Origin of the sequence: Pseudomonas sp. NFX15, assembly GCF_049132105.1 — a bacterium.
Lineage (GTDB): Bacteria > Pseudomonadota > Gammaproteobacteria > Pseudomonadales > Pseudomonadaceae > Aquipseudomonas.
In genome coordinates this window covers 35,744-48,323 of the sequence record NZ_JAFMPV010000013.1, presented here as the reverse complement: position 1 = coordinate 48,323, position 12,580 = coordinate 35,744, and the positions used below count along the sequence as shown (strand labels likewise).

General features: G+C 55.0%; 14 protein-coding genes and 1 tRNA gene. 5 read left to right on the top strand and 10 right to left on the bottom strand.

Annotated features, from left to right (window positions below):
• Window positions 1-13 precede the first annotated feature (13 nt).
• The gene (locus J1D76_RS15625; RefSeq protein ID WP_421139149.1) at window positions 14-940 is read right to left on the bottom strand and encodes an FRG domain-containing protein; all 927 of its coding nucleotides are present in this window, start codon (window positions 938-940) and stop codon (window positions 14-16) included.
• 161 nt (window positions 941-1,101) lie between these two features.
• Here J1D76_RS15625 and J1D76_RS15620 point away from each other — a divergent pair, with 161 nt between their 5' ends.
• Window positions 1,102-1,317, top strand: coding sequence for a hypothetical protein (locus tag J1D76_RS15620; protein WP_421139148.1), 216 nt, complete (start codon window positions 1,102-1,104; stop codon window positions 1,315-1,317).
• On the opposite strand, the gene J1D76_RS15615 is transcribed toward J1D76_RS15620, so the two are convergent.
• Entirely contained in the window at window positions 1,301-2,320 is a 1,020-nt protein-coding gene (locus J1D76_RS15615) for an HNH endonuclease (protein ID WP_421139147.1), read from the bottom strand. The genes J1D76_RS15620 and J1D76_RS15615 overlap by 17 nt on opposite strands.
• Window positions 2,321-2,497: 177 nt before the next feature.
• Between J1D76_RS15615 and J1D76_RS15610 the strand changes: the two genes are divergently transcribed.
• On the top strand, window positions 2,498-3,067 hold the full coding sequence (locus J1D76_RS15610) for a recombinase family protein (RefSeq protein WP_123536214.1): 570 nt from the start codon (window positions 2,498-2,500) through the stop codon (window positions 3,065-3,067).
• Window positions 3,068-3,623: 556 nt separating this feature from the next.
• Here the strand turns inward: J1D76_RS15610 and J1D76_RS15605 are convergent.
• Window positions 3,624-4,796, bottom strand: coding sequence for a hypothetical protein (locus J1D76_RS15605; RefSeq protein WP_421139146.1), 1,173 nt, complete (start codon window positions 4,794-4,796; stop codon window positions 3,624-3,626).
• A 381-nt stretch (window positions 4,797-5,177) separates the two neighbouring features.
• On the opposite strand from J1D76_RS15605, the gene J1D76_RS15600 reads away from it, so the two are divergent.
• Complete coding sequence (locus tag J1D76_RS15600) at window positions 5,178-5,888, top strand: hypothetical protein (RefSeq protein ID WP_421139145.1); 711 nt, start codon at window positions 5,178-5,180, stop codon at window positions 5,886-5,888.
• A gap of 142 nt (window positions 5,889-6,030) precedes the next feature.
• Here J1D76_RS15600 and J1D76_RS15595 read toward each other — a convergent pair.
• The 5 genes from J1D76_RS15595 to dapA form a co-directional block, all read right to left on the bottom strand.
• Window positions 6,031-6,120: transfer RNA gene (locus J1D76_RS15595), tRNA-Ser, on the bottom strand.
• 83 nt (window positions 6,121-6,203) lie between these two features.
• Complete coding sequence (gene purC / locus J1D76_RS15590; protein WP_007944067.1) at window positions 6,204-6,917, bottom strand: phosphoribosylaminoimidazolesuccinocarboxamide synthase; 714 nt, start codon at window positions 6,915-6,917, stop codon at window positions 6,204-6,206.
• 28 nt (window positions 6,918-6,945) lie between these two features.
• On the bottom strand, window positions 6,946-7,704 hold the full coding sequence (locus J1D76_RS15585; RefSeq protein ID WP_421139144.1) for an MBL fold metallo-hydrolase: 759 nt from the start codon (window positions 7,702-7,704) through the stop codon (window positions 6,946-6,948).
• Window positions 7,705-7,708: 4 nt separating this feature from the next.
• Window positions 7,709-8,824, bottom strand: a complete 1,116-nt coding sequence (bamC, locus tag J1D76_RS15580; protein WP_421139143.1) for an outer membrane protein assembly factor BamC — start codon at window positions 8,822-8,824, stop codon at window positions 7,709-7,711.
• Window positions 8,825-8,841: 17 nt separating this feature from the next.
• On the bottom strand, window positions 8,842-9,720 hold the full coding sequence (gene dapA / locus J1D76_RS15575; RefSeq protein WP_421139142.1) for a 4-hydroxy-tetrahydrodipicolinate synthase: 879 nt from the start codon (window positions 9,718-9,720) through the stop codon (window positions 8,842-8,844).
• 328 nt (window positions 9,721-10,048) lie between these two features.
• On the opposite strand from dapA, the gene J1D76_RS15570 reads away from it, so the two are divergent.
• Together J1D76_RS15570 and J1D76_RS15565 are read left to right on the top strand one after the other, a co-directional pair.
• The gene (locus J1D76_RS15570; RefSeq protein ID WP_007979776.1) at window positions 10,049-10,609 is read left to right on the top strand and encodes a glycine cleavage system protein R; all 561 of its coding nucleotides are present in this window, start codon (window positions 10,049-10,051) and stop codon (window positions 10,607-10,609) included.
• A gap of 10 nt (window positions 10,610-10,619) precedes the next feature.
• Window positions 10,620-11,093, top strand: coding sequence for a peroxiredoxin (locus tag J1D76_RS15565; RefSeq protein WP_421139141.1), 474 nt, complete (start codon window positions 10,620-10,622; stop codon window positions 11,091-11,093).
• Window positions 11,094-11,205: 112 nt separating this feature from the next.
• Here J1D76_RS15565 and J1D76_RS15560 read toward each other — a convergent pair whose 3' ends face one another.
• Entirely contained in the window at window positions 11,206-12,276 is a 1,071-nt protein-coding gene (locus tag J1D76_RS15560) for an AI-2E family transporter (RefSeq protein ID WP_421139140.1), read from the bottom strand.
• Window positions 12,277-12,307: 31 nt separating this feature from the next.
• Window positions 12,308-12,547, bottom strand: coding sequence for a sulfurtransferase TusA family protein (locus tag J1D76_RS15555; protein WP_421139139.1), 240 nt, complete (start codon window positions 12,545-12,547; stop codon window positions 12,308-12,310).
• Window positions 12,548-12,580: the final 33 nt, after the last annotated feature.

Genomic DNA, 12,580 nt, shown 5'->3' with positions numbered 1-12,580 from the left:
TCAGGTCTACTACTTAGTCTGGTTCATTGTAATCTGCATGGTAGTCATCAAGTGCTGACTGAGAGTGTCTGACTCCAACCTCAACGTTAGCCCAATCCCTCACCATTTTTGCCACCCCATGGAAACCGGGAAAGAGTGTTGAGCCATCAACCCCAAGTTTAGAGCATAGGTCTAATAAGTCGGGTGCTTCGCTGATTGGCAGAGTCATTTTGATGAGCGGCCTAGGTCTTGCGGTTATGGTATATATCTCGTCAACGTCTTCTAATGCTTCTGGCGTGTACACATCTGCAACGTCGTAGGTCGCAATGTTGTGAGTGGTGAATAGGCCGGATTGAGCCGCTTGGTTTCTACTTGTGCCACCCGGTGTTCTGATGAGGCTCACCGTTTCCCAAAAATCAGCAAAGGTAATATCTAGTGCCCATATGGCAATTCTGGGCATCGTCATAGTATCAATTTCAAGGTTTGCTCCTGCCGCAGCGAAGTAACAGGCGACAAAGCTTCTCTCTGTCCAGTCAAGCAGTCGAGTAGGTACGTCATAGTGTTGGGCGACAGCCATGATTTCGTAAAGCTGGGCCGGGGGCCAAGGTTTGCCAGTTTCGAAGTAGTTTAAGTAGTAGTATTGTTCGCTTAACTCTCGCTTAACCTGCTCGGTGTAACCCGGCAAAACTAAACCTGACCGATCACAGCCAAGCAAAAATCTCTTGAGGACTTCAAACTCAAAGGAAACCTGCCCTGAACTCGTTTCGTCAAACACTCTTCTTGGGGAACCATATGCAAACGACCCTTCACCACGGCGGCAAACAGAGGGTGTAAGTTTGTAGCTGTCGCTTGGTTGGCCCCTGAAAATATACTGGCCCTTATCCCAAACAGGATTAAGAGGTGATACGTAGTCAAGCAGCTCACGAGCTGTCTCGAAAGGCTTCTCAAAAACGTTTCCCATCACTCACCTTGCTTCGAATTGGTCATGCCTGAGTGTACTGGCCATTCGGCAATGCCACCAACCTCCCATTGCTTAGGCTCCTGTTGACATGTCCGCACTACAGCCTCAGCCAGCTTCAAGTTGAACTACTATCCTTGCCACCCCCTCAAGGATGACCACCCATGGCAGAAAACACAGATGTCCATATAGCCATAGCAGACGTTCTAACACTCCTGCTGCACAACCAGCACGCTTTGGCTGCTGCAATTGAAGAAGTGGCCCTATGGGCTAAATCCACCGGTTCAAGCGAAGCCCATGAAAACGCCGTCACTGCATTGGAAACTCTCGATGCGAACGCGTCAGCCATCACCGCTGGAATTCTCAAGCTCCGGCAATAATCGCTACCAACGAAGTAGCCCGCTGCGATAGCTCATCCTCTCGGTCGATTTGACATGCAACGATCTCCAAACAACGTGTCCGCAATTCATCCCGGTCAACAGCGAAATGGGTTTGGCGATGGGCATCTGCAGTTAAGGCTATGACGTTCTCAACCGTATCAGGGCCGCCCTCTGAAAGTGGAATGATGTGATGGGTTTCCAAATAGACGCCGCCATTCGCCATCAGAAAGCCGGGAACCTTCGTTAGCTCACAGACACCTTCTGAACGTTCCAATACTCGCCGACGAACCCTAGGATCACGGTAACGTTGTACGCCGTTATAGGTATATGTGTCTGGCCGCTCATTAGTAGCAAACTGATCTACAACGGCAGTATCTCTCACTACGTCGATTTCTATCTGGGAGGTAGCTTCTTCAACACCAGTCGTTTCAGTAACGTTACTCAGTGGGTTACGGTTGCTGCGAACCAGTACGAACGCCCCAGTGTAATCGTCGAACGACTCGACGAACCACTGCATATCATCTAATTGACGCCCTGTCGCTCGATCACGTTCCTTTCCTTCATCCTCCTCTTCACGAACTGGCCCTGACACTATTACTACCCGGACGGGAGTCGAGCTCATGTAGGCCAGCGCGATGGTAGAGCTGAAATGCTGGGCACGATGAATACGTGAGTCTTTGATTGTTCGATTTCGATTCTTGGGGTCTTTTTCAAGCTGTTGGATCAAGGTATCGGCATATGCCTTCAGGTTTTCTGAAAAGCAAACCCGCCCTTGACTATCGACATGCAGCCTTTCCCACCAAACACACACAAGCAGGGTACTTCTGTCTGCACTTCGATAAGACCATTCATAACAGTAGCCACCATTTGATTGAGGCAAGGCTACTGGTCGGCCATCCGTTTTCCTAAGGCTCCATGCTGAAACATCTATCCCCGCACTTCGAACGCAGTCAATGATCATCGATTTGCTGGCAGGTCTTAAATATTCCAATGAAGTGCTCATTACCAATTCTCTATCGGGCTTCAGGGATGACAGAGCTTGATAGTATCAGAGCACCAACAAACGACCGTTAAATGATACCTTTCAGACAGGCGGTATCACGCACCATAAAAATAGGCCTAGTGCATTGTTGATACCTTGGTACACTGATACCACGTTAAACGATACGGAGCCTTCACCATGTCACGCACCTTCCTGTACTGCCGCGTTTCCACTGCCGGGCAATTTACCGCCAACCAAGTGCAGGAGGTGAAAGCCGCTGGCTTCGATGTGCAATCGAGCCGCGTAGTCGAGGAAACCATTTCAGGCAGCATCGCCGCCAGCGAACGTCCCGGCTTTCAGAAGCTGATGGATCGTATGGAGTCTGGGGATGTACTGATCGTTACCAAACTTGACCGCTTGGGCCGTAATGCCATGGACGTGCGTCAGACTGTTGAGCGCCTTGCAGAAGGTGGTATCCGAGTTCACTGCCTCGCCCTTGGCGGTGTAGACCTCACCAGTGCAGCGGGCAAGATGACCATGCAAGTGCTGGGGGCTGTCGCTGAATTTGAACGTGACTTGCTGATCGAGCGTACCCAACAGGGCCTGACCCGTGCCAAGGCTGAAGGCAAGAAGCTAGGACGCCCAGAAGCAACCGACACGACAGCATCGGTGCAACGCCTGAAGGCTAAGGATATGACACAGGCACAAGTAGTCGCTGAACTGGGGATTGGTATTGCCACAGTCAAACGGCACTGGAATAAATCCTAACGCCCTGAAAGATTCACTCCCCCCTCTAGGTAGGCGTATACCGGAATGAAGATCGAAGAGTAATACCTCCAAAGGCCACAGCCTGTAAGGGTTTCAGCTTACACCGTCATGCATACCGGAGTGCGAACACCTACGCCGAATGCAACAAGCATTCTCCTTTGACAGCTAAGACGTAGCCCGCCAATGAGCGGGCATTTTCATGCCCTCACGCTGTCACAGAGCGTCATACAGCCCCGACAAGATACGTTGATACGACACTGCACCGGCGCCGCCCAGCACCACCTGCTCACACACCGCAAACAGCCAGCCACAGAAGGCAAGTCGTGCGTAGGGCGTCCATCACTTATTTCTGCTTTTCCCAGCTTTTAAAACAGGGTGGCCGTGTTTGCGTTAAGTAGCTCAGGCGATAACCCCGTTTTCCAAACGCCACGCCCCATCACATTATTTTTGCCAGCTAGATTTGAAGCAGCTCCAACAATGCAAAGTCTCTCCGGGCGGCGGCGGGGTTTTATGCCGTAAAAGGTCATTCGCCCGATGGAGACTCTGAGGTGATGAATTAACTTTCAAAGAACATAAAACCCTCTATAGCTCTTGAAGAGAAAAGCACCCCCATTCTACTCATCTTTTCGCTATACCCAAGATCACGAACGCTCATGATGAGTTCAATCTGATCTTTAACCTTCTGCGAGAGCAGTGACAATAAATAGGAGATAAACTCCCGAACGATAGAGTAGTTAGCCTCTATATGGTCAAGCTTAACACTTTCGATTCTAACACCAAGAGTGTCCTGCCATAGATCGCCATACTCATACTTCACTGGCACGTTACCATTAAAGTATACGTCACCGATTTTTAGCTTATTTACGTTAAAGTTTCCGTGCAGCAAATCGTTTCTGTCATTCATGAGCTGATAGAAGTTCCTACAAGAGACGTGCGAATGATCAACGGGCCGCTCAAACCCCATGCAGTTAATGTGCAGAAGTTGCAGTCTATTTGATATGGTGTCTGAGACAAAATCTCTGTACTTGACATCGTCTTCCCTTATCTCGCTTTTGGCTAGTGCGAAGATTAAGAGATTGATGAAGGTTTCTGCCTGTACAGGAAGCATGCATCTCAAGCCGAACGCAAGTCCGGTGCCGAAGGTGTATCTTTCAGCCATTTTTGAGAATCTTTCTTGATAAGTTTTCAACTCATCTGCGGAAGTTGGGGTATGCACTCTATCTACTGCTGGTGATAAGTTAAGCTCTCTCAGCTTGTTGAACTGAGTCTCAATCGTTGATTCTATGCTGTGGTAAGGATTAACAAACTCAGTCCACTTTTCAAGCTGCGTGCGAATGGCCGTCATCTGTTTGCCATAAGCACCAAGGTCTGCCTTGATTTGCGATACAAGATTAGCTTTGGTAATCTCTGGCCGGTTAAAGTTTCCTAAAAATTGAACCTCGGTTCGGTAGTTGTGACCTTGAAACATGACCATGCCGTCATCATTCATCAAAGTCCATTCCCAATGTACCAAGTTGTCGGAGGAATCATTCCTCAAAAAATTCATGAAGCCATTAGGTGGACCATACTTGGCATATAGGTAACAGTAGATGCTTATTGGTCTGATTTCGTTTTTTAGAATCCAGCCCGAAAAGCCTTTTGGCTGACGCTTTTCAATTAGGATTTTAGCCAGCAACTTAGGCGGAATCACTTCGAGCTTTAGGAAGTAGTTCTGATGCTCTTCGTCCAAGGTTAGCTCCTGATTTTATGAAAAGGCGTTAGGCCGTCTTGGCTTTTCGGATGTCTCGGCGAAGTACCGCTAAGCAGATCGCCATCTTTGCAGAACGATCAGGCGTTGAAAAGAATGACCCACCTTATACAGAGGTCTAACAGCAACCTTGCTTGATCAGCCGCCCTTTACAGAGATTGCCGCCAGCTTCTGGGCAGGGCTCGCCCCCTTCGAATACACATCGTGCGTCTCGCACCGATCCTGCCACACTCTCAGGAACACAGCTCTGTTTACCACACAGCTCCCCAAGACCGCCTCATCATGTGCCGTGGAGCCTTCAGGGCAGCGAAGAACTGGGTGATAGACCTTCCGCTTATACGCCATCTCCATAGGAGGCCAGTAATGCTTTACATGATGCTACCGCTAGATAGGCATTTTGACTCAGGGTTTGGTGCAGTCGCAGACTCGTTCAGGGACGCTGCTGACGCTCTTGAAGACTCCAGAGAGAGCACCCCAACCTTGAATGCTCATCTGCCTGTGAGCTTTCTCTACCGGCACGCTATAGAGCTTTTCCTGAAGTCAGCGATCATCATTTTTCACAGGAAACTCAACATCCCGTACGGCGCCATACCAGCAAGCGGCGAACCTCAAATCCCTGTCGGGGAGAAGTGGAAGCCCATGCATAACGTCCACGGCCTTCAACCGCTTTATCAACACCTCTGCTCGCTTTTTGAAGACCACGCCGAGTACCTAGCTACCCACACAAACACAGATTGGAGCTTACCCACCGAGCTAGGGCAATGGATCAGTGAAATCGAGGCAACGGACTCATCAAGTACGTTCTTCCGCTACCCAGTTACAAAGGACAAGGAAAAAGACAAACAGAAGTCCGTCATCCGGGAGGACGATTACGATGCCCTGCTTTCAAGAATGGGACAGCACCAAAAGCCGACCAAGACGCTACTGATGCTTGATCAGCATGACAACGTGGTCGAAACCTTCTCACACGACGACACACAGGCCAAAGGAATCATCGGTACGTTGAAGCAGGTTGCAGAGCTATTTTCCAATTGCCACGCGGCATTGGTAGGCGAGCTAACCGGAGGGGCTTGAAACCGCATTGGTATTCAATTGGGATGACGTTGCAGGGAAGGATTTTGCGTGCAGCTATGGAGATTTGAGTAGTACAACCGAGTAGTACAACCCAAAAAGAAAAACCCCCGTAACTCATTGAATTACAGGGGTTTTCTGAATATGGCGGAGAGATAGGGATTCGAACCCTAGGTACCGGTGAAGGTACAACGGATTTCGAATCCGTCCCATTCGGCCACTCTGGCATCTCTCCAACGGCGCGCATCATAACAACACTTTCGCCGGAAGCGAACCCCCCAAGCGAAATATTTCTGTGCTTTCAGATGCTTGCGTCGATTAAAGCGGTACGCCCAGACGATTGGCCACTTCTTCGTAGGCTTCGATGACGTCACCGAGGCCCTGACGGAAGCGGTCCTTGTCCATTTTCTTGCCGGTCGCCTTGTCCCACAGGCGGCAGCCATCCGGGCTGAACTCGTCGCCGAGCACGATGGAGCCATCGTGGAACACACCGAATTCGAGCTTGAAGTCGACCAGCAGCAGGCCGGCATCGTCGAACAGTTTGCTCAGGACTTCGTTGACCTTGAGCGACAGTTCCTTCATGCGAACCAGTTGCTCGGCGGTGCCCCATCCGAAGGCCACGACGTGTGATTCGTTGATGAACGGGTCGCCCTTGGCGTCGTCCTTCAGGAACAGTTCGAAGGTGTAGGGGTTGAGCTTCATGCCCTCTTCAACGCCCAGGCGCTTGACCAGGCTGCCCGCCGCGTAATTACGCACGACGCACTCGACCGGGATCATGTCGAGTTTTTTCACCAGGCATTCGTTATCGCCCAGCAGCTTGTCGAACTGAGTCGGCACGCCGGCGGCTTCGAGCTTCTGCATGATGAAGGCGTTGAACTTGTTGTTCACCATGCCCTTGCGATCGAGCTGTTCGATACGCTTGCCGTCGAACGCCGAGGTGTCGTTGCGAAACAGCAGGATCAGACGGTTGGCGTCGTCAGTCTTGTAAACCGACTTGGCTTTTCCGCGATAGAGTTCTTCACGCTTTTCCATGGTGGGCTCCGCTTGCTAAGTAGATGGGCTAGGCGATGTGACGCCAGTCGAGCCCTGAATCTTGATCGGCCAGTTGCAGCCAGTCCGGGTCGCACCCGAGGGTGTCGACAAAACATTGCCGGGCCAGCTGCGGCAGGTTGTTCTTGCTGCTCAGATGGGCCAGGACCAGATGTTGCAGGCCTTGCCAGCCCAACTCGGACACCAGGAATGCTGCCTGGTGGTTGTTCAAATGTCCCAGTTCACCGCCCACCCGCTGCTTGAGAAAGTACGGGTAATGACCGCGAGCCAGCATGTCCCGGCAATGGTTGGACTCGATCATCAACGCATCGAGGTCCCTGTAGCCGTCCAGCACCTTGTCGCAATAGGAACCCAGGTCGGTCAACAGGCCGAAACGCCGTTCACCGTCACTGAAGACATATTGCGTCGGCTCCTGTGCATCGTGGGCCACGGTAATGACCCCGACGTTCAAGTCACCGATTTGCAGTTGCTCGCCGCCGGCCAGAAAGCACGCGGGTTCAATCGGTTTGCGCATCCCGCGCAAGGTCCCGCGACTGAGGTAGACAGGCAGATTGTAGCGCCGAGACAGCAAACCCACGCCATGCACGTGGTCGGCATGTTCGTGGGTCACGAGTATCGCGCTCAGCTGCGCAGGGTTCACACCCAGGCGCAGCAGGCGTTTTTCGGTTTCCCGCAGGGAGAAACCACAATCGACCAATACGTACGTATCAGCGCTGGCGATCAGCGTGCCGTTCCCTTGGCTACCACTGCCGAGAACGGCAAAACGCATGTGATCAGCCCAGGTTGTCTTGAATCTTGCTCAACACTTTACGCGCCACATCGGCCGGCGCCACGGTATTGATGTTCTTCTCGACGGTGACCTGGACGTTCTCGCCAACCTTGCTCAGGCGAACCTGATAACGCTCGGCACGGGCATCAAGCTCTTCCTTGCTCGGCGCACTGCCGAACAAGCGGCTGAAGAAGCCTGGCTGATCGTCTTTCTTCTCGGCTTTTTCGGCCAGGTTGATGTAGTACAGGCCCAGGCTGCGGTTGATGTCCTCAACGCGCCATTCGCCTTGCTCCAGCGCACGACCGACGCTCGACCAGGCACGATCCAGGTCGGTACCGACGTTCAGCACAGGGTTGCCGCTGCCGTCTTCGCTCAGGCTGACACGGCTCGGCGCGTCGAAATCACGCGAGGCCAGCATCGACACCGAACCGCCCTTCTCCGAGATACGGCTCATGCTCGCGAGCATGTCGTCGATCAGCGCCGCGTCCAGGCCGGTGTTGACCGAACGGTTGGTGAAATCCACGTTGGCGGTGCTGCCGGCAGGACGCTCGGCGCTCACCACGTAGACTTCACTGGTGTTGCGCTGCACGCCCGGCTCGATACGCACCCGCACGCGGGTTTCGCTGTCGCTACCGACACCGGCCGCGCTCAGGCGTTTGCCCATGGCGGCGGACAACTCGTCGGAGTGCTGCCAGGAGGTGGTGAATTCGCCGGTTTGCGGACGCTGTTCATCCAGACGGAAACCGTTGTCCTGGAAGAATTGAACGGCCACGGGCCAGACTTCGGCCGGCTGGTTTTGCGCCAGGATGGAGCTGGAGCCACCGCTTTTCTGCAGCGAATAGGCACTGGCGTCGGCAGTCGCCGTCAGCGGCTGCGGCCGAGGCACGATGTACTCGCCCTTGTCGGTGTCATCAGCTACGTTGCGCGGGATCGGCAACAGCGGGTCCAGGCGCTTGGCGGCATGGACATCCGGCGGCATTTGCATCGGTGCAGTCTGTTGCGCTTGCAGGTAATCGCTACCCCGGTCGCGGAAATAACCTTCCGGGCCCCAGACCCATCCACAGCCACTGGTGCTGGAGATAATCAAGGCAAGTGCGGAAAGTCCGGCCATTCGCTTCATGCGTTGTACTTCCTCAATTAAACCAGGACGCTGCATTGGCGCAGGGCCTTGCGCAGCGTTTCGTGACAAGGTGCGCTCAGCCAGGTCAGCGGCAGGCGAATGCCTTCGTGCATCAGGCCCATTTCAACCAGAGCCCATTTCACAGGAATCGGGTTGGCTTCGATGAACAGGTCCTTGTGCAGCGGCATCAGTTTTTCGTTGATTGCCCGAGCCGTCTCGGCATCACCCTTGAGGGCGGCCTCGCACAGGTCGGCCATCTCACGCGGTGCGACGTTGGCGGTCACGGAGATGTTGCCCTTGCCACCCAGCAGGATCAGTTCGACGGCGGTTGGATCATCGCCGGACAGGACGATGAAGTCCTTGCTGACGCCATCGAGGATGGCCTTGGCGCGCTTGAGGTCGCCGGTCGCTTCCTTGATACCGATGATGTTCGGCACGGTGGACAGGCGAATCACGGTTTCAGCCTGCATGTCGCAGGAAGTGCGGCCGGGAACGTTGTACAGGATTTGCGGGATGTCGACCGCTTCGGCAATGTGCTTGAAGTGCTGGTACAAGCCTTCCTGGGTCGGTTTGTTGTAGTACGGCACGACCAGCAGGCAGGCATCGGCGCCCGCTTCCTTGGCATTGCGGGTCAACTCGACGGCTTCGCGGGTCGAGTTGGCGCCGGTACCGGCGATCACCGGAATGCGGCCATTGACCTGCTTGACCACAGCCTTGATGACCGCGATGTGTTCGTCGACATCGAGGGTTGCCGACTCGCCGGTAGTACCGACGGCGACAATGGCATGGGTGCCGTTTTCAAGGTGGAAGTCCACGAGTTTGCTGAGGCTGTCCCAGTCAAGACGACCCTGTGCATCCATGGGTGTGACCAGTGCCACCATACTGCCCGCAATCATGAAACCGCTCCTGCCGGAAAAAGAGAGCCGTAATGGTACTGGCGCCAAGATGCTTGCACAAGCGAAGTACTGTGCTGCCGCCATTCCCCTTGGCGCCGCTTTTCGCTACCCTTCAGACTTTGATCGGTACAGACAAGCTCGTCCGCCGGTTTTCAGTCTCCATTTTCGGCATTACAAGCCCTGATCCAGCGTTGCCAGCGCTCGCTCCCGCCCTGCCGGAGCAGTCCGCAACCGGTCACTTGGGGCTTTGCGAATGCGCGTCCGCAGGCTGGCTTCCGGCAAAACAGCCCGTCGACGTATCGACCGCTCATCGCTTTAGGAATGCTGCATGTCCACCCCCACAGTTCGCGAACAATTCCTTGTCATCAGTGCCCTCGGCGCCAACCCCATGGAGCTGACCAACGTCCTGTGCCGCGCCAGCCATGAAAACCGCTGCGCCGTGGTCACCTCCCGCCTGACCCGTCACGGCGAATGCAGTGCGCTGGTGCTGGAAATCTCCGGCAGCTGGGATGCCCTGGCTCGCCTGGAAGGCAGCCTGCCGGTGCTGGCCAAGCGGCATGCGTTCACGGTCAACGTGGTGCGCAGCGCGGCGCTGGAAAACCGCCCCCAGGCCCTGCCGTACGTCGCTTATGTCAGCTCGGCCTACCGTTCGGACATCATCAACGAGCTGTGCCAGTTCTTCATGGACCATAACGTCGAGCTGGAAAACCTGACCTGCGACACCTACCAGGCCCCGCAGACCGGCGGCACCATGCTCAACGCCACGTTCACCGTGACCTTGCCCGCCGGCGTGCAGATCAGTTGGTTGCGCGACCAGTTCCTGGACTTCGCCGACGCGCTGAACCTCGATGCCCTGATCGAACCGTGGCGCCCACAGAACCCAATGTAAGGAAGCTTTCATGGCCGTTGCCATCGACCAACCGGTTGCCGATTTCGAAGCGCCTGCCACCAGCGGGCAGACCGTCAGTCTCGCGGGCCTGAAGGGCAAGCAGGTGGTGATCTACTTCTATCCGAAGGACAGCACCCCGGGCTGCACGACCGAGGGCCAGGGCTTTCGCGATCAGTACGCCGCGTTCAAGGCTGCCAATACCGAAGTGTTCGGCGTGTCTCGCGACAGCCTGAAATCCCATGAGAACTTCAAGTGCAAGCAGGCGTTTCCCTTCGAGCTGATCAGCGACAAGGACGAAGCCATTTGCCAACTGTTCGACGTGATCAAGCTGAAAAAGCTCTACGGCAAGGAATACATGGGTGTGGATCGCAGCACCTTCCTGATCGACGAGAACGGCGTGTTGCGTCAGCAATGGCGCGGCGTGAAGGTGCCGGGGCATGTTGATGCGGTTCTGGCAGCGGCTCAGGCGCTGAACAAGGCCTGACTTTCTGGCGCCTGCTCTTACGCCTTCGCGGGCAAGCCCGCTCCTACAAAGCATCCACTGACCCTGTAGGAGCGGGCTTGCCCGCGAAGAGGTCTTCAGCCCCAGGGAAAAACTAAAGCAGCGGCGCCACCACAGGCTCCTTGCGCGGCCACGCATCCAGCACTGCCTTGAACAGCGTGGCCAACGGGATCGCAAAGAACACGCCCCAGAACCCCCACAGCCCGCCAAACAACAGCACCGCACAGATAATCGCCACCGGGTGCAGGTTCACCGCCTCGGAGAACAGCAGCGGCACCAGTACGTTGCCATCGAGCGTCTGGATAATCCCGTAGACCGCCATCAAGTAAATGAACTGATCGCTCCAGCCCCACTGGAACAGCGCAATCAGGAACACCGGCACGGTCACCACCACGGCGCCGACGTAAGGCACGACGACCGAAATCCCCACCAGCATGGCCAGCAACGCCGCGTAGTTGAGTTCGAGCACAACAAAGGCGATGTAGGTCACCCCCCCGCAAATGACGATTTCGATGACCTTGCCGCGAATGTAATTGGCGATCTGCCGGTTCATGTCATGGGCGACGCGCGTGATCAACGCCCGCTCCCGTGGCAGGTAACCACGCACCCACTGACCGATCATGGCCCGATCCTTGAGAAAGAAGAACACCAGGATCGGCACCAGCACCAGGTAGATCATGATGTTCACCAGCAAGGGCAGGCTCGACAACGAGAACGTTAGCGCCCACTGGCCAAATTTGCCGATTTCGCCCCGTGCCACCTCGATGGCCCGCAGCACTTGCTCGTCGGATACCAAATGCGGATAACGCTCGGGCAGCAGCAAAAGCAGCGACTGCCACTTGGCCAGCATGCCGGGCAACTCATTGAACAACGTGATCAACTGATGCCACAGCAACGGCACGACCACCACGATGAATACCAGCAGCAACCCCATGAACAAGGCAAAGACCAGCCCCACCGCCGCCCAACCCGGCACACGCAGGCGTTCGAGGGTCACCACCAGCCCTTGCATCAGATACGCCAGCACCATGCCGGCAAGCACCGGCGCCAACATCCCGCCCAAGGTCAGCACCACGGTGAACGCCAGAAACAGCAGAACAGCCAGCACCACCGCCTCTTCATCGGAGAAGTAGCGCTGGATCCAGTCGCGTAACACTTTGAACATCAATTTTCCCTAGGCGCAAACGCGGCACAATTCAGGCTTTTTTCAACCAGTAGCGGTACACGCCCGCGTCATCTTCTTCAAGAAGCAGCGTATGACCGGCCAATCGGGCAAAGGTGCGAAAGTCACGCTGCGAGCCCGCATCGGTGGCGATCACCTTGAGCACCGCGCCGCTGGCCAGCCGGTTGAGTTCCATCTTGGCCTTGAGCAACGGCAACGGGCAGTTCAGGCCACTGGCGTCCAGTTCAACGTCATGGTCTACAGCGTCGGTCATTGCATCACTCCGGGTCAGGTATCGAGTTGCCTA